This is a genomic window from Streptomyces sp. HUAS TT7 (assembly GCF_051550175.1).
Lineage (GTDB): Bacteria > Actinomycetota > Actinomycetes > Streptomycetales > Streptomycetaceae > Streptomyces.
Window position 1 is genome coordinate 7,922,115 of the sequence record NZ_CP196175.1, and the last position, 24,883, is coordinate 7,946,997.

At 70.5% G+C, this 24,883-nt stretch carries 22 protein-coding genes and 2 pseudogenes; 8 read left to right on the top strand and 16 right to left on the bottom strand.

Going from position 1 to position 24,883, the window contains the following annotated elements; translation table 11 throughout:
* Positions 1-188 precede the first annotated feature (188 nt).
* The 7 genes and pseudogenes from ACSHXC_RS35965 (at position 189) to ACSHXC_RS35995 (ending at position 7,951) form a co-directional block, all read left to right on the top strand.
* Positions 189-1,412 carry an arginine deiminase gene (locus ACSHXC_RS35965; RefSeq protein ID WP_438295527.1) on the top strand — a complete coding sequence of 408 codons (1,224 nt, stop codon included), beginning with the start codon at positions 189-191 and terminating at the stop codon, positions 1,410-1,412.
* A 65-nt stretch (positions 1,413-1,477) separates the two neighbouring features.
* Positions 1,478-2,479, top strand: a complete 1,002-nt coding sequence (gene argF / locus ACSHXC_RS35970; RefSeq protein ID WP_438295528.1) for an ornithine carbamoyltransferase — start codon at positions 1,478-1,480, stop codon at positions 2,477-2,479.
* Positions 2,480-2,524: 45 nt separating this feature from the next.
* Positions 2,525-3,496, top strand: coding sequence for a carbamate kinase (locus ACSHXC_RS35975; protein WP_438295529.1), 972 nt, complete (start codon positions 2,525-2,527; stop codon positions 3,494-3,496).
* Positions 3,493-5,022: a YfcC family protein gene (locus tag ACSHXC_RS35980; RefSeq protein ID WP_438295530.1), complete on the top strand. Its 1,530-nt coding sequence runs from the start codon at positions 3,493-3,495 to the stop codon at positions 5,020-5,022. Before ACSHXC_RS35975 ends, ACSHXC_RS35980 begins: the two co-directional genes overlap by 4 nt.
* Before the next feature lie 27 nt (positions 5,023-5,049).
* Positions 5,050-5,246, top strand: a pseudogene (locus ACSHXC_RS35985) (DDE-type integrase/transposase/recombinase); the annotation flags it as partial.
* Between the two features lie 120 nt (positions 5,247-5,366).
* Positions 5,367-5,873: an RICIN domain-containing protein gene (locus tag ACSHXC_RS35990; protein WP_438295531.1), complete on the top strand. Its 507-nt coding sequence runs from the start codon at positions 5,367-5,369 to the stop codon at positions 5,871-5,873.
* Between the two features lie 599 nt (positions 5,874-6,472).
* Complete coding sequence (locus tag ACSHXC_RS35995; RefSeq protein WP_438295532.1) at positions 6,473-7,951, top strand: extracellular catalytic domain type 1 short-chain-length polyhydroxyalkanoate depolymerase; 1,479 nt, start codon at positions 6,473-6,475, stop codon at positions 7,949-7,951.
* Positions 7,952-8,048: 97 nt separating this feature from the next.
* On the opposite strand, the gene ACSHXC_RS36000 is transcribed toward ACSHXC_RS35995, so the two are convergent.
* The 12 genes from ACSHXC_RS36000 to ACSHXC_RS36055 all read right to left on the bottom strand — a co-directional run bounded on the left by ACSHXC_RS36000 (position 8,049) and on the right by ACSHXC_RS36055 (position 19,621).
* On the bottom strand, positions 8,049-8,261 hold the full coding sequence (locus ACSHXC_RS36000; protein ID WP_438295533.1) for a hypothetical protein: 213 nt from the start codon (positions 8,259-8,261) through the stop codon (positions 8,049-8,051).
* 252 nt (positions 8,262-8,513) lie between these two features.
* Positions 8,514-9,569 (bottom strand): hydrogenase expression/formation protein HypE, encoded by a 1,056-nt coding sequence (hypE, locus tag ACSHXC_RS36005; RefSeq protein WP_438295534.1) that lies wholly within the window; start codon positions 9,567-9,569, stop codon positions 8,514-8,516.
* A gap of 3 nt (positions 9,570-9,572) precedes the next feature.
* On the bottom strand, positions 9,573-10,694 hold the full coding sequence (hypD, locus tag ACSHXC_RS36010; RefSeq protein WP_438295535.1) for a hydrogenase formation protein HypD: 1,122 nt from the start codon (positions 10,692-10,694) through the stop codon (positions 9,573-9,575).
* A 107-nt stretch (positions 10,695-10,801) separates the two neighbouring features.
* On the bottom strand, positions 10,802-12,121 hold the full coding sequence (locus ACSHXC_RS36015; protein ID WP_438295536.1) for a Ni/Fe hydrogenase subunit alpha: 1,320 nt from the start codon (positions 12,119-12,121) through the stop codon (positions 10,802-10,804).
* On the bottom strand, positions 12,118-12,909 hold the full coding sequence (locus tag ACSHXC_RS36020; RefSeq protein WP_438295537.1) for an oxidoreductase: 792 nt from the start codon (positions 12,907-12,909) through the stop codon (positions 12,118-12,120). Before ACSHXC_RS36020 ends, ACSHXC_RS36015 begins: the two co-directional genes overlap by 4 nt.
* Before the next feature lies 1 nt (position 12,910).
* Positions 12,911-13,726 (bottom strand): FAD/NAD(P)-binding protein, encoded by an 816-nt coding sequence (locus tag ACSHXC_RS36025; protein ID WP_438295538.1) that lies wholly within the window; start codon positions 13,724-13,726, stop codon positions 12,911-12,913.
* Entirely contained in the window at positions 13,723-14,181 is a 459-nt protein-coding gene (locus ACSHXC_RS36030) for a cyclic nucleotide-binding domain-containing protein (protein WP_438295539.1), read from the bottom strand. Before ACSHXC_RS36030 ends, ACSHXC_RS36025 begins: the two co-directional genes overlap by 4 nt.
* Positions 14,182-14,260: 79 nt before the next feature.
* Positions 14,261-15,454, bottom strand: coding sequence for a 4Fe-4S dicluster domain-containing protein (locus ACSHXC_RS36035; RefSeq protein ID WP_438295540.1), 1,194 nt, complete (start codon positions 15,452-15,454; stop codon positions 14,261-14,263).
* 120 nt (positions 15,455-15,574) lie between these two features.
* Entirely contained in the window at positions 15,575-15,844 is a 270-nt protein-coding gene (locus tag ACSHXC_RS36040; protein WP_438295541.1) for a HypC/HybG/HupF family hydrogenase formation chaperone, read from the bottom strand.
* A 5-nt stretch (positions 15,845-15,849) separates the two neighbouring features.
* The gene (locus ACSHXC_RS36045; RefSeq protein ID WP_438295542.1) at positions 15,850-18,270 is read right to left on the bottom strand and encodes a carbamoyltransferase HypF; all 2,421 of its coding nucleotides are present in this window, start codon (positions 18,268-18,270) and stop codon (positions 15,850-15,852) included.
* A gap of 4 nt (positions 18,271-18,274) precedes the next feature.
* Complete coding sequence (locus tag ACSHXC_RS36050) at positions 18,275-18,793, bottom strand: hydrogenase maturation protease (RefSeq protein WP_438295543.1); 519 nt, start codon at positions 18,791-18,793, stop codon at positions 18,275-18,277.
* Positions 18,794-18,907: 114 nt separating this feature from the next.
* Complete coding sequence (locus ACSHXC_RS36055) at positions 18,908-19,621, bottom strand: CBS domain-containing protein (protein WP_438297026.1); 714 nt, start codon at positions 19,619-19,621, stop codon at positions 18,908-18,910.
* Positions 19,622-21,084: 1,463 nt separating this feature from the next.
* Between ACSHXC_RS36055 and ACSHXC_RS36060 the strand changes: the two genes are divergently transcribed.
* Positions 21,085-21,843 (top strand): hypothetical protein, encoded by a 759-nt coding sequence (locus ACSHXC_RS36060; protein ID WP_438295544.1) that lies wholly within the window; start codon positions 21,085-21,087, stop codon positions 21,841-21,843.
* Positions 21,844-22,048: 205 nt separating this feature from the next.
* Here the strand turns inward: ACSHXC_RS36060 and ACSHXC_RS36065 are convergent, their stop codons facing one another.
* The 4 genes and pseudogenes from ACSHXC_RS36065 to ACSHXC_RS36080 form a co-directional block, all read right to left on the bottom strand.
* Positions 22,049-22,189, bottom strand: a complete 141-nt coding sequence (locus ACSHXC_RS36065; protein ID WP_438295545.1) for a hypothetical protein — start codon at positions 22,187-22,189, stop codon at positions 22,049-22,051.
* A gap of 104 nt (positions 22,190-22,293) precedes the next feature.
* Positions 22,294-22,647 (bottom strand): annotated as a pseudogene (locus ACSHXC_RS36070) (universal stress protein); the annotation flags it as partial.
* A gap of 395 nt (positions 22,648-23,042) precedes the next feature.
* Positions 23,043-23,699 carry a CBS domain-containing protein gene (locus ACSHXC_RS36075; RefSeq protein WP_438295546.1) on the bottom strand — a complete coding sequence of 219 codons (657 nt, stop codon included), beginning with the start codon at positions 23,697-23,699 and terminating at the stop codon, positions 23,043-23,045.
* A 236-nt stretch (positions 23,700-23,935) separates the two neighbouring features.
* Positions 23,936-24,541: a CBS domain-containing protein gene (locus ACSHXC_RS36080; protein ID WP_438295547.1), complete on the bottom strand. Its 606-nt coding sequence runs from the start codon at positions 24,539-24,541 to the stop codon at positions 23,936-23,938.
* Positions 24,542-24,883 lie beyond the last annotated feature (342 nt).

Below are 24,883 nucleotides of genomic sequence, written 5' to 3' on the forward strand. Positions count from 1 at the left end.
GGGCCACGGCGGACGGTGCCGGGCGGGCCCACAGCGGGGACCTTCGCGGTCCGCCCGCGTCAACGGCCCGTGACAGGGTTCAATCGATCTCCCCGCCGCACTGCCGGACCGATGGCACCACGACTTCAAGTCCCCAGAGGGCCAAGGGAGTTCACCCAATCCACTGTGCACCCTTCCTTGGGAGAGCCATGTCGTTCCACGTCGATTCCGAGACCGGTCGGCTCAAGCAGGTCATCCTGCACCGCCCCGACCTGGAGCTGAAGCGCCTGACCCCCACGAACAAGGACGCGCTGCTCTTCGACGACGTGCTGTGGGTCAAGCGGGCGCGCGAGGAGCACGACGCCTTCGCCGACGCCCTGCGCGACCGCGGCGTCCGCGTTCACCTCTTCTCCGACCTGCTCACCGAGGCACTGGCGGTCCCGGCCGCCCGGACGCTCGTCCACGACCGGGTCTTCGACGAGCGGGAGTACGGGCCGCTGGCCACCGACCGCATCCGGGACTTCTTCGACTCGCTGGACCCGGCCGAGCTGGCGGCCTGCCTGGTGGGTGGCATCACCCGGCGCGAACTCCTGGGCCGCCTGGGCCCGGTCGCGAGCGTACGGCTGCACGCCATGGCCCCCGACGACTTCGTCCTCGCGCCCCTGCCCAACCACCTGTTCACCCGCGACACCTCCTGCTGGATCTACGACGGGGTGAGCGTGAACCCGATGACGAAGCGGGCACGGCGCCGCGAGACCGTCCACTTCGAGGCCGTCTACGGGCATCACCCCCTGTTCGAGAAACAGGAGTTCCACCGCTGGGCCGACGGGCAGTCCGGCTACCCCTCCACCATCGAGGGCGGCGACGTCCTGGTCATCGGCAACGGGGCGGTCCTGGTCGGCATGGGGGAGCGCACCACGCCCCAGGCCGTCGAGACGCTCGCCCTGCGCATGTTCGCTGCGGGTTCGGCCCGCCGCGTCGTCGCGGTCGACCTGCCCAAGTCCCGCAGCTTCATGCACCTGGACACCGTGATGACCATGGTGAGCGGCGACACCTTCACCCAGTACGCCGGCCTCGGCATGCTGGCGTCCTGCACCATCGAGCCCGGCGCCGACGAGCACACCTTGAAGATCACCGATCACGCGCCGGAGCACATGCACCAGGCGATCGCCGACGCCCTGGGCCTGGACTCCATCACCGTGCTCACGGCCACCCAGGACGTACGCTCCGCGGAGCGGGAGCAGTGGGACGACGGCTGCAACGTGCTGGCCGTCGAGCCCGGCGTCGTCCTCGCCTACGAGCGCAACGTCACGACCAACACGCATCTGCGCCGCAACGGCATCGAGGTCATCACCGTCCGGGGCAGCGAGCTGGGCCGGGGCCGCGGCGGCCCGCGCTGCATGAGCTGCCCCGTCGAACGCGACTCCCTGTGACCGGCGCCGCCCACCGGCGGCACACCACCCCCTCTTTCACCCTTCGCTCAAAGGAGAGCCCCGTCATGGCCGTCCAACTGCGCAACCGCTCGCTGCTGAAGGAACTCGACCTCACCTGCGAGGAGTTCCGCCACCTCCTGGAGCTGTCCGCCCAGCTCAAGGCCGCCCGCGGCGCGGGCACCGAAGAGCAGCGCCTGCGGGGCAGGAACATAGCCCTGATCTTCGAGAAGACCTCCACCCGCACCCGCTGCGCCTTCGAGGTGGCTGCCCGCCAGCAGGGCGCCCATGTCACGTACCTGGAACCCACGGGATCCCAGATCGGCCACAAGGAGTCCATCAAGGACACCGCGCGGGTCCTGGGCTGCCTCTACGACGGCATCGAATACCGGGGCAGCGGCCAGCACATCGTCGAAGAACTGGCCGAATACGCCGGCGTCCCGGTGTGGAACGGCCTGACCGACCAGTGGCACCCCACCCAGTCCCTGGCCGACGCCCTGACCATGTGGGAGCACACGGCCAAGCCGCTGCACGAGATCTCCTTCGCCTACCTCGGCGACGCCCGCAACAACGTGGGTAACTCCCTGCTGGTCATGGCCGCGATGCTCGGCATGGACGTCCGCATGGTCGGCCCCGAGAGCCTGCGCAACGCACCCGATGTGGTGGCCGAGGCCGAGCGGATCGCGAAGTCCACCGGCGCGCGCATCACCCTCACCGAGGACGTCACCGAGGGCGTGGCCGGCGTCGACTTCGTCTACACCGACGTCTGGGTCTCCATGGGCGAGCCGAAAGAGATCTGGGACGAGCGCATCGCCCTGCTCAAGCCGTACCAGGTCACCTCGGACGTTCTGAAGGCAACGGGCAACCCCCGCGTGATGTTTCTGCACTGCCTGCCGGCCTTCCACGACAGCGGCACCGGCGTCGGAGCGGAGATTCTGCGCCGGACCGGCATGAGCGCCCTCGAAGTCACCGACGACGTCTTCGAGTCCTCCCACTCCATCGTCTTCGACCAGGCGGAGAACCGGCTGCACACCATCAAGGCCCTCCTCGTCGCCACCCTCGGCGACTGAGCGCGCCGGCCACATCCCCACCGCCACACCCGTACAGGAGAAACCATGCGCATCGTCGTCGCGCTCGGCGGCAACGCCCTGCTCCGCAGGGGAGACCGCCCGGACGCCGCCGTCCAGCACGCCAACATCCGGGCGGCCGTGGCCGCCCTGGCCCCTCTCGCCGCCCGGCACGAGGTGGTGATCACGCACGGCAACGGGCCCCAGGTCGGCCTGCTCGCCCTGCAGAACGCCGCCGACCCCGCCCTCACCCGCCCCTACCCCTTCGACGTCCTCGGCGCGGAAACCCAGGGAATGATCGGCTACTGGCTGCTCCAGTCCCTGCAGAACGCCCTGCCCGGACGCCAGGTGTGCGCCCTGCTCAACCAGACCCTCGTCTCCGCCGCCGACCCCGCCTTCCACGACCCCACCAAGTTCGTGGGCCCGGTCTACGCCCGCGAGGAAGCCGAACGCCTCGCCGCCGAACGCGGCTGGACGATACGGCAGGACGGACCGCACTGGCGCCGGGTCGTCCCGTCCCCCGACCCGCAGCGCGTCGTCGAGACCCGGCTGATCCGCCTGCTGCTCACCTCCGGCGCGGTGGCCGTGTGCGCCGGAGGCGGCGGCGTCCCCGTCATCCGCGACGAAGAGGGCCAACTCGCCGGCGTGGAAGCCGTGGTGGACAAGGACCTCACCGCCGCCCTGCTCGCCGAAGCCCTCGACGCGGACGCGCTGCTGCTGCTCACCGACGTGCCCCAGGTCGTGCGCGGCTACGGCACCGCGCAGGCCGAGCCCATCGGGCACACGACCCCCGCACGCCTGCGGGCCGAACACTTCCCGTCCGGCTCCATGGGACCGAAGGCCGAGGCGGCCTGCCGGTTCGTGGAACTCACCGGCGGCACCGCCGCCATCGGCGCCCTCGACGACGCCCAGGCCCTCCTTGACGGCACCGCCGGGACCATCGTCACCCCCAGCGGGCACGCCCCCCGCGGCATCGAGGATCCGCGGAACCCCACCGACACTTCCCGGGACCAGACATGACGACACACTCCGCCGCACCCGCCGCACCCACGTCCGGCGGCGCACCTCCCGCCGCCCCGCCGGCCGAGCGGAGAAGACCGCACTTCCCCTCGGCCTTCACCGTCCTGGTGCTTGTCACCCTCGCGGTGTGGGCCCTGACCTTCGTCATCCCCGCGGGCCGCTACGACACCAAGGACGGCAGCCCGGTCCCGGACACCTACCACTCCGTGACACTGACCACCGGGTTCTGGGACCGCCTCAAGGACCTCTTCCTCGCGCCGGTCAACGGGCTGTACGGAGTCACCGACACCCAGAGCGGACTCACCGCCCCCGGTGGCAGCGGGGCGTTCTTCGGAGCGGCGGGCGTGTTCCTGTTCGTCCTGGCCGTCGGCGCCTTCATCACCGTCACCCTGCGCACCGGCGCCCTCACCTCGGGCGTGGCCCGCCTCGCCGAACGCCTCGCGCACCACCGGACCCTGCTGCTCGTGGTGCTGGTGACCGTGTTCTCGCTGGGCGGTACGACCTACGGCATGGCGGAGGAGACCCTCGGCTTCTACGCCCTGATGATCCCGCTGGTACTCAAGCTCGGCTACGACCGGATGACCGGCGCAGCAGTGATCATGGTGGGGGCCGGGACCGGCACCCTCGCCTCCACCATCAACCCGTTCGCCACCGGAGTGGCCTCCGACAGCGCGGGCATCGGCACCGGCGACGGCATCGTCCTGCGCCTGCTGATGTGGGCTGTCCTCACCGCCCTGGCCGCGGCGTACCTGGTGCGCTACGCCCGCCGCGTCCACGCGGATCCGGCCCGCTCTCTGGTGGCCCCGCTGCCCGAGGACGACGAACTGCGCTCCCAGGGCAGCACCGCCGAGCCACTGACCCTGCGTCAGCGCATGGTCCTGGCGGTCTTCGCCGCGACCTTCCTCTTCATGATCTTCGCGATCATCCCCTGGGCGGACCTGAACATCACCTTCCTGCCCACCCTGGGCTGGTACTTCCCCGAACTGGCGGCCTTGTTCATCGTCGCGGCCATCGCCGTGGGGCTGTTCGCGGGGCTCGGCGAGAAGGGCACCACCGACGCCATCGTGGCGGGTGCCGGAGACTTCATCGGAGCGGCGATGATCATCATGCTGGCCCGCGGAGTCACCGTCATCATGAACAACGCGAGCATCACCGACACCATCCTGCACAGCCTGCACAGCGCCGTCTCCGGCACTTCCTCGGGGCTGTTCGCCGTCTTGATGTTCCTGGTGAACCTGCCCCTGGCCTTCCTTGTCCCCTCCTCCTCCGGACACGCGGCCCTGGCCATGCCCGTCCTTGCCCCGCTCGCTGATTTCGCCGGCGTCAGCCGCGCCCTGGTGGTCACCGCTTACCAGTCCGCCTCCGGCTGGATCAACCTCATCACCCCTACCTCCGCGGTCGTCATGGGCGGCCTGGCCCTGGCGAAGGTCCGCTACGACCGGTACCTGCGCTTCATGGCCCCCCTGATGGGCATCCTGCTGGTCGCGATCGCCGCGTTCCTGGCCCTGGGGGCAGCATTCGGCTGAACGGGACTGTCATGTTGGCGGTCGGCCTGGTGTGGGAAGTTCGGCCAGGACTGCGCCAACAACCTGCGCCGACGACGGCCCCGCGCCCCGGTGGCAAGTGGCATCTCGACGAAGTGGTCATCAAGGTCAACGGTGAGTGGAAGGACCTGTGGCGGGCTGTCGACCAGCACGGCATGGTGCTGGACACCCTCGTGCGAAATCATCGTGACAAGGCCGCGGCCAGGGTTCCTGGCAGATGCAAGGGAGTTGTATAGACCTCCCGGAACTCGCGCCTCCGTTGCCATGTCCCTGCCACGCTGCTTACGCAAGATCCCTAGACATGACCAATCGAGAGGATCGACGACGTGAAGCTGATGCCGGGGAAGAAGAGTCTGGTGCGGGTGATGGGCCTCGTCGCTGCGGCCCCTGGGATCATTGGGATCGTGGCAGGTCCCGCCTATGCTGATCGGCCGCACGTGTACGTCCAGCAGTCTGCCACCGGCCACTGCCTGACGTTCCAGAACGGGGGAATATTTGCCGGGAGCTGCGACAATGGACTCGCCAACGACTTCGCCGAGCATGATCTGGGCAACGGATATTTCCAGTACGAGGCAACGCAGCAGCCCGGCACCTGTCTGGGCATGAACCCCGACAACAACGACACAGTCGGAGCGTGGCCGTGCAGCGCAGGTACTCAGTCGACTTGGTGGGTCGACAAGCGCAGCGGTGGCATCGGCGCCAAGTTCTGGAATCAGTACGCCGAGGACGCGGGGCGCGCCGAGCAATGTCTGGACGCTGGTAACGACGGGATTCTGCGTACCTCGGGCTGCAATGAGGGTGGCTACCAGCGCTGGTCGGCCCGCGCCCGATAACTGTGGCGACCCCCCTTCGTCGCTCTGGAGGGGGCTGTGAGGTCCGACAGTGGGCCGTCCGGTGGCGGAGAGCTCATCGTCACCTGACGGCACGGACGAATGCGGCACTTAAGCTCGCCGGCACTACACCGGAGCCGGGGGCCGTGGGCTCTTGGCTTCGCCTTCTCCCTCGCGAGACTCTCCAGGTAGCCGCGGCAGAGGATCATCTGCGCGTGGGCGTGCAGGGTGACCTCCTGGCGGAGGGTTTCGCGCAGGTGGGGGATCTCCAGCGGCTGGCTGTGGCGTGGGGGACGCTGAGGGGCTTCGGTGGATCTCGGCTCGATGTGCGGAACTGGGCCTCAGTTCCCGTGAGTTGGCCCGGCGCCTGGAGGAGATCCGGGCCGCGCCCGGCGGGGTCGCGGTGGCCCTGCCGCCACGGCCCGTGCCGCAATGGTGTGGGCCCACAGTCCGTGCTGCTGCGGGGTGGGGTGCAAAGCCATGGTGGCCCCTGAAACCCCAGATGTAACGTCCGGGTAACTCCGAAGTCGCACACCGGCATTCGAAGCAGGGCACGGCCGCATTTCTCCCTCCCCACCCGTCGCGATCACCCAGGTGGCACGATGAATCCCGCTTCCTCCTCATCCATGCCGCGCCGCCCGGCGCACCGCCCCCGGCCACGGCACGCCTCCGCCCTTGCGCTGGTCATGTACCTGATCGCCATGGTCCTCGGGCTCTCCCCGGCCCCGGCACGGGCCGCGAGCCTTCAGCAGGTCACGGGTTTCGGCTCCAACCCCGGCAACCTGCAGATGTTCCAGTACATCCCCGACAGCCTGCCGTCCGGCGCGCCGCTGGTCGTCGCCCTGCATGGCTGCACCCAGAGCGCGGATGACTACTACAGCCACTCGGGCTGGCCCAAGTACGCCGACATGTACGGCTTCGCACTGGTCTTCCCGCAGACCACCAGCTCCAACAACCCCAATTCCTGTTTCAACTGGTACCAGTCCTCCGACTACATCCGTGGCCAGGGCGAGGCCCTGTCCATCAAGCAGATGGTGGACTACGCCAAGTCTCATTACGGCAGCAACCCTGGCCGCGTCTACATCACCGGGCTGTCGGGCGGCGGCGCGATGACCTCGGTCATGCTTGCCGACTATCCCGACGTGTTCGCGGGCGGAGCGATCGACTCCGGCATACCGGCGGGCTGCGCGACCGACCTCTCCAGCGGTCTGACGTGCGAGTACGGCGCGGTGAACAAGACGCCGCGGCAGTGGGGCGACGCGGTGCGCAGCGCCTCCGGCAACTGGGGCGGGCCCTGGCCACGCGTCGCGGTCTGGCAGGGCACCGCCGACAGCACGGTCAATCCGGCCAACGCCACCGAGGAGCGCGACCAGTGGACCGACGTCTGGGCCATCAGCCAGACCCCCTCCTCGACGACGAGCCTGCCCGGGGGTACCACGCAGGCCGTGTACGACGACGCGGGCGGGAAGCCCGCGGTGGAGACCTTCACCGTCTCCGGCATGGCACACGGCCTCGCGGTCAGCCCCGGATCCGGCACCGACCAGTGCGGCAGCACCGGCACGTACTACCTCAACTACATTTGTTCCTCGTACTGGACCGCGAAGTTCTGGGGCCTCGACGCCTCGGGCACCGGCGGCCTCCCGGCGCCCGCGGGCCTCGCGGTCACTGGCACGACCGACACCACGGCGTTGCTCTCCTGGTCCGCAGTGGGCGGCGCAGCGTTGTACAACGTGTATCGCGGCGGTAGCAAGGCCGGCTCGGTCAGCGGCACGTCGTACACCGACACAGGGCTCAACACCGGCACGACATACACCTACACCGTCGCCGCGGTGGACGCCGACGGCAAGGCCGGCGTCCAGTCGTCGGCGGTATCAGCCACCACCACCGGGTATCGGCCGCAGTGCTTCACGGACAACAACTACAACCAGGTCGCGGCGGGCCGTGCCCACCAGAGTCTCGGTTACGTCCACGCCGACGGCTCCAACCAGAACATGGGCCTGTACAACCACTACACCACCCACACCCTCGAAGAGACCTCGTCCGGCTACTACGTGATCGCCGATTCCGGCTGTCCGTCCTGACCGCCGTGCCGTGAGGACACTAGGAGGGGTGCCCGAGCCACGGCGCTCGTAACGCATCACTGCGGACTCCTTGCCGAGACCGTGCGCGCGGACCGTGTCAGGACCCGAGCCGGCGACGGCCGTCCCTCACACGCTCTTCGCCGTGCGGGTCGAGGACGACCGGTGGGGCGGTGTCGAAACGAATCGTGGACGGGTGCTCGGCGTCGTACGCCGGCCAGCCGGGATCGCCGGTGCGCGCGAAGGGGATCCAGGCGTCGTGCATGGCGTGGGCGAGTCGCTGCGGCGGCGCACCGGTCCGTCCACCGGTCACGTCGGCTCCGCCGTCGGACGTGCCAATGGCAGCCGGGCCGCGGGCCCCGGCTGACATGAGTGAATGAGCGACGGAGCGGTGATCACACGGTCTCAGCCACCCCGTTCAGCACGGGGCCGGGGATCGTCTTGGCGATCTCGACGGGCGGCGCGGGGGATGCGGCTGCTGCCGCCTCCCGGGCGAGGAAGCGTCGGGTGTAACCCCACACTCCAGGACCCGGTGCTGCGTATCGGCGGGAATGATGAACCCCTGTCAGCAGATACGGGGCAGTTGCTCGCCGACCGGCATGTCGACGACGCGGCGCGCTCCGACCAGGGTGCGCATCACGACCCGCCCCGCATGCCCGGTGACCACCTCGCCGATGCGTACGGCGTCGGCGCCCCCGGGAAGCCCCCGCATGGCGTCGAGCGCGGCATCGGAGGCGTCCGGGGCGACGAAAGCCACCAAGCATCCCTCGTTGGCGACATGCAGCGGATCGAGGCCGAGCAGGTCGCACGCGGCGGCCACGGGAGCGGGGACGGGCACGGCGGCCTCGTCGATCTCGACCTGTACGGCAGAGTCCCGGGCGATCTCGTTGAGTGAGGCGGCCAGGCCGCCCCGGGTGGGATCGCGCAGTACGTGGAGATCCGTGCCGAGGCCGGCAAGGCCGCGGACCAAGTGGTGCAGCGGGCGGGTGTCGGAAGCGATGTCGGCCTCGAAGCCGAGGCCCTCGCGGGTGCTGAGGACCGCGGTGCCGTGCAGTCCGATGGGGCCGGAGAGCAGGACGGCGTCGCCGGGCCGGGCGCGGGCGGCGGAGGGGGCCAGGCCGGGGATGCGGTGGCCGATGCCGGTGGTGGTGATGAAGACCTTGTCGGCGGCGCCCCGGCCGACGACCTTCGTGTCGCCGGTGATCACGGGCACGTCCGCCTCCTGGGCGGCCTTGCCGAGCGAGTCCACGACCGCCCGCAACTCGCTCAGCGGCAGCCCTTCCTCGATGACCAGCGCCACCGACAGCGCAACCGGAATCGCCCCGCGCATGGCCAGGTCGTTGACCGTGCCGTGGACGGCGAGCGAGCCGATGTCGCCGCCGGGGAAGAACAGCGGGCTGACCACGAAACCGTCGGTGCTGATCACCAGTTCGGGCAGACCGGGGAGCTCGGCTGCGTCTTCCAGCGCACCGGACGGCGTGCCGAGCGCGGGGAGCACGAGCTCGTCGAGGAGTTCGGCGGACAGTCGCCCGCCCGCGCCGTGGCCGAGCAGCACCCGCTCGGTCTCGGGAACGGGCACGGGGCAGGACAGGTTCTGGGGGGACACGGGAGCGGCGGTCATGGGTCAGCCCTGCCTCAGGTCGGTGGTCACGGTGTCCGGCCGTCGGCGTCCCGCCGTGTGGAAGGCGGCGCAGGTGCCCTCGGCGGAGACCATGGGCGCGCCCAGCGGAGTACGGGGGGTGCAGCGGACGCCATAGGCCGAGCAGTCGGTGGGGAGCGCGGTGCCGATGAGGATGGCACCGGCGATGCACTCCGGGTGCTCGGCCGGGCTCAGAGCGGCGACGTCGTAACGGCGTGCCGCGTCGAACCGGGCGTACTCGTCGGCGAGCGTGAGGCCGCTGGCGGGCAGGGGACCGATGCCCCGCCAGGCGCGGTCGGTGACCCGGAAGACCCGGCGGATGGCCGACTGCGCCTCGGTGTTGCCGGTACGGCGGACCGCGCGCACGTACTGGTTCTCGACCTCGGCCCGCCCCTGTTCCAGTTGCCTGACGGCCATCAGGATGCCTTCGAGGAGGTCCAGCGGTTCGAAGCCGGTGACGATCACGGGTACCCGGTAGCGCTCGACGATGGGTTCGTACTCGGTCCAGCCCATGACCGCGCACACGTGCCCAGCGGCCAGGAAGGCTTCGACCCGGCAGTCGGGGGAGTCAAGGAGCGCCGTCATCGCCGGTGGTACGAGGACGTGGCTGACCAGCATGCTGAAGTTGCCCAGGCCCAGGCGGGCGGCGTGCAGCACGGCCATGGCGTTGGCGGGCGCGGTGGTCTCGAAGCCGACGGCCAGGAACACCACCTCGCGATCCGGCCGTTCCTCGGCGATGCGGACGGCGTCCATGGGCGAGTAGACCACCCGTACATCGGCGCCCCGGGCGCGCAGGGCGAGCAGGTCGGTCCCGGAACCGGGCACGCGCAGCATGTCGCCGAAGCTGGTCAGGGTCACTTCTGGCCGGGCGGCGATCGCCATCGCCCGGTCGAGGGTCTCCAGCGGTGTGACGCAGACCGGGCAGCCCGGCCCGTGGATCATCCGGATGCCGGCGGGCAGGAGTTCGTCGATGCCCTGGCGGACCAGGGTGTGGGTCTGGCCGCCGCAGACCTCCATGATCTGCCACGGCCGGGTGGCGGTCCGGCGCAGCTCGTCGAGCAGCCGCCGGGCCAGTGCGGGATCGCGGTACTCCTCCAGGTACTTCACCCGGACTCCCCTCGCGAGGTGTTGCCGGTCGGGCCGGTGGCCCGGTCTTCTCGTGGGGGTACTGGGGGTCGCTCCCCGGGAGAGTGCGGCATGCCGGTGGGGTCCCTTCAGGTGCGCTCGATGCTCAGTTCGAGGAAGTGGGTGGAGCAGGAGATGCACGGGTCGTGGTTGCGGATGGCCCGTTCGCACAGGGCGGTCAGTTCGGTGTCGCCGGGGTCGCCGTCGTCCATCGCGGCCTGGACGAGGCGGCGCAGGTCCTCTTCGATCGCCCCCTGGTTCTGGGCGGTGGGCGGGACGAGGCGCGCGTCGGTCACCGTGCCGTCGGCGTCGAGTGCGTAGCGGTGGTAGAGCAGGCCGCGCGGTGCCTCGGTGGCGCCGTGTCCGATGCCGGCGCGGGGCGGCACCTCGACGGACGGGCGGGGTGGTGGTTCGTAGGCGTCGATGATCCGCATGGCCTCGTCGATCGCGTACAGCACTTCCACGGCCCGGACGATGATGCTGCGGAACGGGTTGCGGCACACGGCCTTGAGCCCGGCCTCGGCGGCTGCCTGGCGGGCTGCCGGGGACAGCAGGTGACCGTTGATCGCGTAGCGGGCCAGTGAACCGGTCAGATGGCGGCGCCCGTCGAGTTCCGACTGCAGCGCGGTGGAGTGCGGAACCTGGCGTTCGACGACGTGCTCGCAGAAGTCCTGTACGGGGAAGGAGCGTTGGGGGCCACCGTCGCCGGGCAGCACTGTGGGAGTGCCCGCGGCGATCGCGTATCGGCCGGGTTCGGCCAGGGCGAGGAGGTCCTCGTCACAGTGCGCGTCGGGGAAGTCGAAGCGGCCGACCCAGCGCACGGTCGACCAGGCGTCGTCCAGGCCCCGCTTCAACCGCTCGTACAGCGGCCGGAGTTCCTCACGGGTCGGGACCCGGTGGAAGCCGCCGACACGGACGTTGACCGGGTGGATGGCCCGGCCGCCGAGCAGCTCCATGAGCGCGTTGCCGGTCTGCTTCAGCCGCAGTCCCCGCTCGACCTCGGCGCGATGGGTGCGGGCCAGGTCGATGGCGCTGACACGGCCGAGGAAGTCCGGGGCGTGCAGGAGGTAGATGTGCAGCGTCTGGCTCTCGATCCACTCCCCGCAGTACAACAGCCGCCGCAGTTCGGCGAGTTGGCCGTCCACGGTGATCCCGCAGGCATCCTCGATCGCCGCGCACGCGCTCATCTGGTACGCGACCGGGCAGATTCCGCATACCCGGGCGGTGATGTCCGGCGGCTCGATGTACCCGCGGCCGCGCAGGAACGCCTCGAAGAAGCGGGGCGGTTCGTAGATCTGCAGCCGGGCCTCGGCCACCCGGCCGTTGTCCACCCGCAGGTGCAGGGCACCCTCGCCCTCGACACGGGAGAGCGAGCCGACATGCAGGACGCGGGATCCGCGATGGGTCACGGGGTGCTCCCTTTGTCATGTTCCAGGGTTGTCGAGGCCTCGGCGAAGGCGGGGGCGTAGGCGTTGAAGGTCCGCAGGAGCCGCACCACGTCGCGGTCGTCCAGTCCGTCGGTGCGCAGCCGGGGGATCAGAGCGGGCAGGTTCGTGGAGGCCGACGGGCCGAAACAGCCGTAGCAGCCCCGTCCGTACGCGGGGCAGATCGCACCGCAGCCGGCGTGGGTGACCGGGCCCAGGCAGGGTGTGCCGTGCGCGACGGTGACGCACACGGTGCCGCGCCGCTTGCACTCGAAGCAGACGCTGTGCCCGGGGATGCCGGGCGTGCGCCCGGAGAGGTGGGCGGTGATGACTTCGAGCAGCTGGCGGCGGTCGATGGGGCAGCCCCGCAGCTCGAAGTCCACCGGCACGTGGGCGGAGACCGGGGTGGAGGTGGCCAGGGTGTCGATGTAGTCCGGGCGGGCGTAGACCGCGGCCCGGAACTCCTCCACGTCGGCGAAGTTGCGCAGCGCCTGGATTCCTCCTGCGGTGGCGCAGGCACCGATGGTCACCAGGCGGCGGGAGACGGTCCGGATGTGCTGGATCCGCTCGGCGTCGGCCGGGGTGGTCACCGAGCCCTCGACCAGCGAAAGGTCGTACGGTCCGGGACCCGCGGCGCTGGACGCCTCAAGGAAGTGCGCGATCTCCACCTGTCCGGTCAGGGCCAGCAGTTCGTCCTCGCAGTCGAGGAGGGTGAGCTGGCAGCCGTCGCAGGAGGCGAGCTTCCAGACGGCGAGCTTCGGGTGCGCGGGCATGTCACAACTCCCTTACGGCGAGCAGGGGTTCGGCATGGTCCCAGCCGAGGACCGGGCCGTCGCGGCACACCAGCACGGTCCCGAGCTGGCAGTGGCCGCAATGGCCCGTCGCGCAGCGCATGTTGCGCTCCAGCGACACCCGGATCCGCCGGGCGGGGACACCGCGGCGGACCAGGTCACGGGCTGTGGCGCGGATCATCGGCTCGGGACCGCACACGAAGGCCACGCTGTCGGGCGGGTGGAACCGCGCCCGGTCGAGCAGGGTCGTGACCATGCCGACCTCCCCCGTCCAGCGGTCGTCGGGACGGTCGACAGTGACGGCGACGTGGGCCGCGGGCGCGGTCGACCAGTGGCCGATCTCGGTGCGGTACAGGAGGTCGTCGGGGGCGCGCGAGCCGACCAGCACATTGACCCGGCGGTGACGGTCCGGCTCCGCGAGCGCGTCGACCACCACCGGGCGCAGCGGCGCCAGCCCGATGCCGCCGGCCACGATCAGCAGATCGCGTCCCCGGGCGGCGGGCAGGTCCCAGCCGGTGCCGAACGGGCCGCGTACTCCCACCGTGTTGCCGGGCCGCAGCCCGCACAGGGCTTCCGAGACCGCGCCCACCGCGCGGACGGTGTGGACGAGGCCCTGGTCGTCGGGCGTGATCCCGCTGACGGAGACCGGGATCTCGCCGACCCCGAACGCGTACAGCATCGCGAACTGGCCAGGCTGGAACGGCGCAAGCGCCGCACCGACCGGCCGCAGGGCGACGGTCACGGCGTCCGCCGTCTCGCTCTCCCGGCGCACCACCTGGTACGGCATCGGAGTCGTCATGGCGTCGGCCCGCTTCCGTAAGGACCGTAGAGGTCGAGCAGGCGCATACGGGTGGCCTTGAGCCGGTGCGCGATGATCTCGGCCACGGCGTGTGTCAGCGCGTACCCGAGAGCGAGGTCCTCCCCGCACAGGACGCGCACCGTCGCCGCGTCGAACTCGTCGGCGCGCACCGGGCCGCGAGCCTCGGCGCCGAGGTGCCACGCGTAGGGCGGGAACAGCCACGACCAGCCGAGCAGGTCGCCGGAGCCCAAGGTCTCGACCGTGGGCGCGCGCCGCCCCGGGATGTGGACGGTGAGCGAGACCGATCCGCTGCGGATGATCCAGAAGCGGTCGGCGCGGCCGCCTTCCTCGAAGATCAGGGTGCCGGCGGGGAAGGCCACCTCGTGTCCCAGCCGCAGCAGCCGCTCCCGGCTCCCGGCGGGCAGTGTGTCGAGCAGATGCGGGACGACGGTCACTGAGCCACCGTCCTTTCTGCGGTTGCCAGTTGGGTGCTCGTGGTGGAACGTCGGTGAGAGCCGGCGTGACGGCCCGCGATCACGGGCCCGCTCCGCCCTCGGGGCCCTCGGCCGTGGGCGAGGACTCCGCGTGGAGGGCGGCCGCCTCCTCGGTGATGTCGATGCCGACCGGGCACCACACGATGCAGCGGCCGCAGCCGACGCAGCCGGACGAGCCGAACTGGTCGTACCAGGTGCCGAGTTTGTGGGTCAGCCACTGCCGGTAGCGGCTGCGTCCCGAGGTACGGACCGGGCCGCCGTGAAGATATGAGAAGTCGAGATCGAAGCAGGAGTCCCAGGTGCTCCACCGTTCGGCGTGGTCGCCGGTGAGGTCGGTGACGTCCTCGGTGGTGGTGCAGAAGCACGTGGGGCAGGCCATGGTGCAGTTGCCGCACGTCAGGCAGCGGGCGGCGACGTCGTCCCAGCGTTCCGCGTCCAGCGAGCCGGCCATCAGCTGCCGCAGGCTGACCGGTGGCATCGAACGTCCCATCCGCCCGGCAGCGGCCGTCACGCTCTCCCGCGCCGCCGTCGCCGTGGCCTCGGCCGTCGCCGGGTCAGCGCCCGCCTGCCTCGGCAGCAGGGCCAGTACCTCGGCTCCCTCGGCACTGCCCGCGCGTGCCCAGAACCGGTGCCCCGCGTCGTCGAGAACCTCGGTCAGCGCGAGGTCGTAACCCGCGTCGGCACCCTCGTCGACGCCCGGTCCGGTACCCATCGACACGCAGAAGCAGGTGGCGCCCGGCTCGGTGCACTCCACCACGACCAGGAAGGCACCGTCGCGGCGGTCGCGGTAGGCGGGATCGGCGTACTTCCCGCCCGTCAGGACCCGGTCCTGGATCGCGATCGCCCGCAGGTCGCACGGCCGCACCCCGAGGAACGCGTACGACGGAGCGGGATCGCTGTCCGCCCGCATCGTCACCTCGCCGCCGGGGCCGCGCTCCGCGCTCCACTGCCGTACCCGCTGCGGGTGCAGATACGTCTTCCAGGACTGAGGGCCCGCGCTGTGCGCGAACGCCATCCCGTCCTCCCGGGGGCGCAGCCGGTAGTACCCGGCCTCCAGCTCGACGCCCCAGCCGTACGGCAGTTGCTCGGCGGAGGCCAGCTCGGCCAGGACGATCGCACCGTCACGCACCGAGGGGCCGATGACGGTGCGTCCGCGTTCGACGAGCACCTCGACCAGCGTTGCCAGGCCGTCCTTTCCGATGACCACGCCCGCCGGTCCGCCCGAGTCCGTCATGGGAAGTCCCTTCCGTGCGAGGGCCGCTTCGTTACTCATCCGCAGAACTCATCTTCAAAGCGACCATGGGTGGGGGCTCTCCGGCTAGGGCCGAATGGTCCCGAGGCCGGTGCGGCGCGGTCACGGCCGTGCGTCGGGCAGCGGCTCGCCCAGTTCGCCTTCCACCGCTCCGGCCATGGCGCGCAGCACGCCGAGGGTGCGCTGTGCCTCCGCTTCGTCCACCGTGGTGATCGCGAACCCGACGTGCACGATGACGTAGTCGCCGAGGGCGGCCTGCGGCGTGTACTCCAGGCACACCTCCCGGCGCACCCCGCCGAAGTCGACCGTGGCCATACGCAGCCCGGCACTGTCGCGGACCTCCAGGACTCTGCCGGGGATGCCCAGGCACATGCCGCTCACTCCTTCCCGAGCCGGGCGGCGGCCACCGCCGCCTGGCCGTAGCTGATGCCCCCGTCGTTGACGGGGATCGCGCTGCCGACCAGCACCCGCAGTCCCTGCGCCCGCAGGGCCTGGCCGATGCCGGTGAGCAGCCGCCGGTTCTGGAGGCAGCCACCGGACAGGCATACGGTGCGCGGTGCACCGGCCGCCACGGCGCGCTCCACCAGGGCTGCGGTGACGTCGGCGAGCGTGGTGTGGAACGCTGCCGCGAGCCGGGGGACGGCGGTTTTGGCGGCGAGCTCTTCGAGGAGCGCGGTGAGGGTCGGTAGCGGATCGTAGACCCACAACCCGCCCCGCCGCACGAGCCGCCACGTCAGCGCCTTCGCCTTCAGATCTCCGGCGGCGGCCTCCAGGGCGATCGCGGCCTGGCCCTCGTACGACACCTCGTCGCCGAGCCCGAGCAGGCTCGCCACGGCGTCGAAGAGCCGCCCGGCGCTGGAGGCGCGGGGGCAGTTCACCCCGCGGGCGATCATCGCCCGCACCGCTGCGGCTTCGCGCTGCTCAAGGCGGGCGGTGAACGGCTCGGTGAGTTCGGGCGCCGGTGCGGGGCTGCCGAGGACTTCGCCGCCGTGGAGGTAGCCCAGAGCCATGCGCGAGGGGTGCCGGACAGCCGCCGAACCACCGGGCAGCGCAGCCGTGGCGAAGCGGCCGACGCGCCGGTATCCGGTGAGGTCGGCGACGAGGATCTCCCCGCCCCACAGCGTGCCGTCGTCACCGAGCCCGAGCCCGTCGTAGGCGACACCGGTGAAGGGCCCGCGTACGCCGTGCTCGGCCGCGCAGGCCGCGACGTGGGCGTGGTGGTGCTGGACCGCGATGCGCCGGTGCGCCGGCCAGTGTGCGGCGGCCCACTGGGTGGACAGGTAGCCGGGGTGCAGGTCGTGGACGACGGTGTGCGGGTCGATGCCGGTCAGGCGCACCAGGTCTGTGTACGACGCCTCGAAGGCATCCAGGGTGCGTGCGTCCTCAAGGTCACCGCCGTGTGGTGCGACGACGGCCCGGTCGGCTGCGGCGAGCGTGAAGGTGTGTTTCAACTGCGCCCCGGAGGCGACCAGTGGCACGGGAGTGTGCCGGGGCAGGCTCAGGGGAGCCGGGGCGTAGCCGCGAGCGCGGCGGATGGTGAGCATTTGGTGGTCCGCGATGTGCACGACGGAGTCGTCATGGCGGGCGTGGATGACGCGGTCGTGGGCGAGGAATCCGTCCGCGATGCCGGCCAGCTGGTCGAGGGCTTCCGCGTCACCGATCGCGAGGGGCTCTTCTGCGAGGTTCCCGCTGGTGACCACGAGCGGCCGGTCCAGATCGCGCAGAAGCAGGTGATGCAGACCGGTGGTGGGCAGGAACAGCCCGATCCGGTCCGTCCCGGGGTGGACGGAGGGAGCCACGCGGTCGACCGCATGGGCGACTTGGGCGGGGTGATCGCCCGGCCGCACCTCCGCGGCGGGTCCCGGCTCGCTCGCCGGCGGACGGGCCACGAGCAGGACGACGGGCCGGGCCGACGACGTGAGCGCGGCCCGCTCCGTACGGCTGATCCGCGCCAGGCACTCCGCCGCCGCGAGGCCCCTGACCATGACGGCGAAGGGCTTCGCGGGCCGCGACTTGCGACGGCGCAGCTCGCCGACCGCCGCGGCGTTCGTGGCGTCGCAGATCAGCTGGTACCCACCCAGCCCCTTGACCGCGACGATCCGTCCCATGCCGATCGCGGCAACCGCCTGCCGCAGGGCTTGTTCGCCGAGGCAGTCGGCGCCGCAGGTCGGGCTGTCCTGCCAGGACAGGCGGGGGCCGCAGGCCGGGCAGGCGAGTGGCTCGGCGTGGAAGCGGCGATCGCCGGGATCGCGGTACTCGTCGGCGCACTGCGGGCACAGAGGGAAGGCCCGCATGGTGGTGCGTTCCCGGTCGTACGGCAGGTCGGTGATGACCGTGGCGCGCGGGCCGCAGTCGGTGCAGTTGATGAACGGATAGCGGTAGCGGCGCTCCCGGGGGTCGAACAGCTCCTGCAGACAGGCCGCACAGGTCGCCGCGTCGGGCGGGATCTCCCGTACGGCCCCCGGGTGGGAGGGCGCGGCGCTGCCCAGCACCGTGAACCCCGTGCCGGGCGGTGGCGCCTCGCCGGCCGTCTCGCCGACCCGCACCGTACGGACCACGGCCAGCGGGGGCGCATCCCGGCGCACTCCGGCCACGAAGGCCTCCAGAGCGGCGGGCGATCCGGCGGCAGCCACCATGACGTGGCCGTCCACGTTGCGCACCCAGCCGTCCAGACCGAGCCCCGTGGCCAGCCGGTGGACGAACGGCCGGAAGCCCACCCCCTGCACCGTCCCGGTTACCTCGACGTGCCAGACACGGCGTGACGTCTCGGACGCGGCAGCCTTCGTCGCATGTGTCACCGCGTCACTCCTGCCGGCTCTCGGGCGTGCGGGCGGCGACGTCGCGATGCTGGACGATCTCCTGCTCGATCCGCCGCGCCAACGGCTCCACCACCTCCGCCACGGGCTCCGTCAGACCCGTGCCGAGGGTGTGGTCCTGCCCCTCCACCGCAAACACCACCAGTCGCGCCGGCAGTCGGCCCAGCGTGCGCGACAACTCGACGGCCTCACCCAGGCCGAGCCCGTGGGAACTCGTCTGCCCGGACCGCCGCAGCTCCCCGCCCTCCAGCTCAATCCGGTGCACCCGCCCCGGCCGCCCGGGATGGGCATGGGCGGCGTCCACCACGATGGCGAGATCCGCGCCCTCCCACAGGCCGATCAGCCGGCCGGGGTCCCCGTCGCTCACCGTCAGCTCCACCCCGCCTGGCAGCGGCCCGCGCTCCGCCCGTTCCCTGAGCCGGGACACCACTGCCCAGCCGACTCCGTCGTCGCGCCGGAAGTCGTTGCCGACGCCGATCACGACGGTCCAGGCCTGGGAACTCATGGGCACCTGCCGTTCCGTCGCGTTTTTCACTCGCGCGTCCTTCCCAGGATGTGGGTTCGCATCGCCGCCCGCTCGGTGGGAGCGGCCGGTGCGAGGCGGCGTCGAGTGTCACCGTCAGTGACGCCCGGTGTATCCGATGACGCCGACTGCATTCGGCTTCTCCGAGGCCCGCGCCTCGCTGTCGTCGGTGTCGAAGCCGAGCTCTTCGTGTACGGTCACCACTCCGTCGACCGCGCGGCACAGCCGCACCGCGATGGGGATCAGGCTCTTGCTCGTCACCCTGCCGCGCAAGGTGACGACTCCGTCGGCCACAGTGACGCCGACCGCGCCGGGCCCCACCCGCAGGACGCGGTGCAGAACCTCGCGGGTGATCTCCTCGCAGATTGCGGTGTCCTGGCGGAGGAAGACCCGCAGCAGATCGCTGCGGCTGACGATGCCGACGAGTTGTCCGGTCTCGTCCACCACGGGCAGCCGCTTGACCTTGTGCCGGTCCATCGCCCGGGCCGCTTCCACGACGTTCCAGTGCGGGCGGGCGGTGATCGCCGGCGCGCTCATCAGACCGCCGGCGGTGTCGGCCTCGGCGCGGCCGCGGTCGCGCGTGCCCAGCCGCAGCGCGGGGGCGTGTCCCTCGGGGTCCGGCAGGACGGCCTCGTGCCGGAGCAGGTCAGCCTCGGAGACCACGCCGATCGGGCAGTTCCGGTCGTCGACGACAGGGACGGCCGTGATGTCGTTGTCGGCGAGCATCGCCGCGACCGCCTTGAACGGAGTGTCCTGGCGTGCGTGCACGACGCCATGAGTCATCAGATCCTGCACGGTGCGGTGCTGCAGCATGATCCTCACACTCCTCCTCGAAACTGCTGGGGGTTGTTCCACACGTTCCTCGAGTGGCGCGGTTCTGCACAGGGGCCGGACGGCCCTTCTCAACGACCTCCTCGACCGGGTCCGCACGCAGGCCGGAATGCGGATCCTGGTCATGGCTGGCCAACGTCTGGTGGGGATCGTCACCCCGCACGCCTGATGCGGCTGCTCCGGCAGCGCAACTCTGAGGCACTGCGGGGGCAGCGCGCAGCCGGTGGCCTGCCGGTGTGACGCGCGGGCTCACCGCCCGCCGGACCGATGCTCGGCGGCACCTTTGACCGCGTTCAGCGTGGTGCACAGCACACGATGCTGACGCCGCCCGGGACGAGCGTCCGGTACGGCAGGAACCGCGCGGTGTACTCGGCATCGGTGCTGAAGGTGCGGGCTTCGTAGGTCAGCAGCGTTCACCGTGCCCCGTACGGATGGACGACGCCGGCGGCGGCCATCTTGGCCCCTCCCGGCTCGTCGAACAGCGGGAAGTCCTCCCGCTCCATTCACCGTGCACAGCAGGCAGGAATGCAGAGGCTTCCAGCAACGCGTCCCGCCCGCTGCGTAACGGCGTGCCGCGTTCGCTCCGGAGGTTGCAGCATGGGCCGTTCGGGGTCGCCCTGCCTGTGGCGCGGTCCGGCGGCTCCCCTGGACGCGGGGGTTCCATTCGAGATGCCGCTGCGGAAACCACGCGGACGGCAAGCGCTCGGACCTCCATTGCAGTCGCCCTGCCCCAGAGGCATGGGCCGGTCAGACCCTCGCGGATAACGCCCACTCGGCCCCTTGTTCCTGACCCCCTCGGCACTGCGGCCCAGGCACCACCCGGCGTGATCATGGAAGCCGAACCCCGCTCAGGCAGCCGCCCCCGAAGAGGTGACAACGATGCAGCGCATAAAGATCCAGACCCGTAACCAGACCCGTAAGCAGCCCGACAAGCACGCGCCGCTGGACCTGCGCACCCCGTCCGGCCGCCCGATGCCCTACTGAGCCCCGCGATCACCACACGTTCGATGGACGAGGTACGCGTCATGCCATTCGCAGAACCCGGCCGGAACGATGTCGGCCACCTTGGGGGCAAGAACGCCTACCTGGGAGAGATGACCGCCAGCCTGGCCTCTACAGGAGCCCCCTCCGCGGGCCTCCGCCAGGCCAACCCAATGATCGGCCGGTGCGGCCCGAGCCGTTACTACAGGGACAGACACCGGAAAGGGATTCGCCCTCGGATGCCGCGCACGCCGGGTCCGCGAGGAGATGGGCCTGACGCGCATCATCGTCATGGTCCCTTCTGCTACGCAGGTCGTCTCATGCACGGGCCGATCGGTGCACCGCCCGGGTCCGGACGGCCCTGGGCCGGTCCTTGGGTCCGGCGAGAGGCTGGAGGGGACAGACCCGCGTCCGCCGGGTCGGGCGGACGGGACAGGGAACGGCTCGGAAAGGTGATGATCATGCCCAGCACAAGCAGGCGGACCGCCGCCACGCTGGCGGCCCTCGCGCTGGTCGGCACACTGGCGGCCGGATGCGCGGCAGGCGACAGCACCTCCAGCGGCACCTCCCTTCGCCAGGCCGTTGCTCAATCCAGCCCCTCCGGCAGCGACTGCTGGAAGCCGGGCACATCTGGCGACGACTGGGACCACTGGGACTCTTGGGGGCCCGGCATGGGACCGGGCATGATGGGCCGCGATGACTGCTCGTGGGGGCCGGGCATGATGGGCGGGCACTACTGGCAACGGGGCGACGGCACCCGGGTCAAGACCCTGAACCAGGCCCGACAGCGGGCCGATGCCTTCGCCAACCGGCTCGATCTGCGTGTCGGTGAGGTCATGCAGTTCTCGAAGAACTTCTACGCCGAACTGGAAACCCCTGCCGGGAAGCTGGCCACCGAGATCCTTGTCGATCCGGCCAACGGTGACACCGGCATCGAGTACGGACCGGCGATGATGTGGAACACCGACTACGGCATGCACGGCGGCGGTCAGACCCAGCCCCGGATCTCCCCCGACCAGGCCCAGGACCGCGCCCAGAAGTGGTTGCGCGACCGGGGCAGCGACCTGACCGCCGGCGAGGCCGAGGCGTTCCCCGGCTACTACACCCTGCATACCCTGCGCTCCGGGAAGATCAACGGCATGCTGTCGGTCAACGCCTCCACCGGCGCCGTGTGGGACCACACCTGGCACGGCACTTACATCGCCACCAGCGAGCACTGACCCCACGGGCCCGCCCCTGGCCGGGCCACCCAGCCGTGCGTGCTTACGAATGCTGCTCGGCGTGGTCGTCACCTGCGGCGCGCGGGCCGGGCACCGTCACCGCCCGGATGGTCAGGTCCAGGGTCCAGAACAGCGGGGGACAGTGCCTGCCGATCCGAGTCGGTGAGCGTGTCGGCCCACTTCGCATCGGCCAGGACCTGCTGCATCAGCAGCGTGTTGACACGAGGGCGGACTCGGGCAGGCGCAGTGCGAGCATGGACACCTCCTGGCGCTCCTTGTCCGCACCGGCCAAGCCCCCGTCCTTGCCGTAGAAGAGGTCCTTGCCCGCCGAGTTCCAGTTCTCCACGACCTGGAAGCACTCGTGGATCTCCTGCCGCAGCCGGGCGTCGGGAGAGGGCAGTCGCAGACGAACGCCGTGCGCACAGCCCGCCCGAGTTCCTCGATCGCCTGATAGGTGGGGTGCTTCAGCCCGCCTCGGGTGAAGCGCCGCAGGACCTGCTCGGCTTCGGCCGGGGGCTTCCAGTTGCGTACGGCGTGGAGCGTGCAGCTCCGCCGGGATGCCTCTTCGAACGCGAAGACCAGGAGTGCCTCGCACGGTCGGCTGGGGTCCTGCCCCACCACCAATTCGCAGTAGCGGTGGCGGCCACCAGGATACGCTTGGGTGTCTTGGTCGGCCCGCACCAGGACGACGGGCCGTTCCGTGGTGTGGATGAGTGCCATGGCTACGGATCCGAGGATGAATCCGGTGTGGCCGCCCAGACCGCGGGAGCCCAGGACGAGCATGCATGCGCTCTCTGCCAACACCGCCAATCATGTCGCTGGCTGGCCGTCGAACGATTCGGTGCTGACAGCTACCCCGGGGTGACTCGTACGAAGTTAGTCCGCCGCCTCGCGCAGCAGCGTATCTGCCCCTCGACGGCGTACGTCAGCGGCGGTGAGGGGATGTCGAGCGGCGTCGACCATTCCTCGGCAGGGACAAGGTGCAACGGCACGCTGCGAAGGCGGGCTCCTCGGGCGGCCCAGTGGCTCGCAGCTACGCTTTCTTTGGCTCCGTCGACGCCGACGATGATGCGATCATTCATAGCGGCTTCCTTCTCAGCCTTCTCGGAGTGGGCCCGGCGTTCGGTCGGCGGGCTCGTCTGGCCAGAGGCCGCATGCGGGGCGATGGGGTTGCTGGAGCCTCGGTCAACTCCTTTCCTTCAGGCTGTCGCTGTGTCGTCGATTGCGTAGCCGAGATGCTCAGCCACGGAGATCACGCCGTCGACGGTACGACACAGCCGCTCGATCACCGAGATGAGGCTCTTGAACTCCACTGTTCCGTGCAGCTCGACCCGGCCGTCGGTCACGTCTACGGTGACGTTGGTAGGGCTCTGGTGCAGGGTGCGGTCAAGGACATCTCCCGTGATCTCGTGGAGGATCTCGTCGTCCTTGCGGAGGAAGATGCGCAGCAGGTTCCCGCGGGTGACGATTCCGACGAGCCTGTCCGCGTCGTCGACGACCAGGAGCCGCTTGACTCCTTGCGCTTCCATGAGCCTGGCGGCCTCGGCCACGGTCCAGTCGGGCCTGGCACACACCGGGGGAGCCGACATCAGTTCTTCCGCCCGCAAGGCCTCCGCCTTCTCCTGCTCCCAGGACTCGCGCTCGGGCAGGGACCTGAAGTATTCACCCTGGTTCGCGGACTTGGGCAGCAGGTCCCTCTCCGAGATGACGCCGAGGGGACGGCCGACGGGGTCGACGACTGGGACCGCTGACACCTGCCGTTCGGTGAGCGTGCGGACAACGTCCTTGAAGGCGGCGTCCCGGGGGACAGTGACCACATCTCGGGTCATCAGCTCGCGTACTTCTCGATGTCTCATGGCACCTTCCTCGTTCGTTGGCCATTGGCGTGTCGACCGACATGTCGCTCTCGCGTCTGCGGAACGGACGGCCTCGCAGACGGCACCGACATTCCGACCCGTCCACGACGGGTATGACAGTGAAGCCGAACTCGCAAGGAGCCGGGCGATCTCCTTGAACCGGGTGCCGCGCTGGATCCTGACGGCCGTCCGAGTCGTAGGCCGGCGACGCTGCGGCGCCCTGTCGTCGTTCTCCTTCAGGCGGGAACTTCGCTGCCGAGGCGCACCGCCGTGACGTCTACGACTCCCGGCACGGTGCGTGCGACACGCACCAGGACGTCCTTGAGGGACGGATCGGGGATGGTGCCGTTCAGGTCGACGATGCCGTCGGCCACGTGGACGTGCACCTCGGCCGACCCCGAGGGGATGAGTGCAGCCATGATCACCTCGCGGAGCTCCTCCCCGATGTCCGCGTCGGGCCGGAGATAGATCTTCAACAGGTCTCCCCGGCTGACTACACCGATGAGGTGGCCGTCGTCATCGACGACGGGGAGGCGCTTGAGGTGACCGCGGGCCATTAGGCGTGCGGCGCCAGGGATGGCGGCGTCCTTGTGTACGGTCACGGCCGGTGCGGTCATCAGCTCGCCGGCGCTCTTGGCCTGAGACTCGTCCGTGCCCTGTGCCTTGAGCAGCAGGTCCGCCTCGGAGACCACACCGGCGACCCGCCCGTCTTCTGACAGGACCGGCAGAGCGCTGATCCCCCATTGCCGCATGCTCTGCACGATGTCTTTGAATGGAGCTCCGAGGTCGACGGAGATGACGGCATGCGTCATCACGTCGTCGACGGTGCGCAGGTGCTTCATGACTCCTCCTGTGACGGTGACCCGATACATCCAGCCTCGGCGCCGTCGGCTGACGAAGGTAGGGCCGCTGAGGCCCCACAGGGGGCTGGTCGGCCCTTTCACACGGATACAGGCGGTGCTTCCATGGAATGGACGGAAAGAGTCCTTACGAGGATGCGGAGAAGCGGCCTTGGGCCGTGCACCGCACAATCGGGATCCGCGAGAAGCGGGCGGGCTCTTTCCGCCCTTGGTGTTCAACGGGTCTTGGGCGTGCGGCCGGGGTTCGGATTCTGCGACAGGTCGTCGAGGGCGTAGCCAAGGGAGCGGTCCATACTCACGACACCGTCCACGGACCGGCACAAC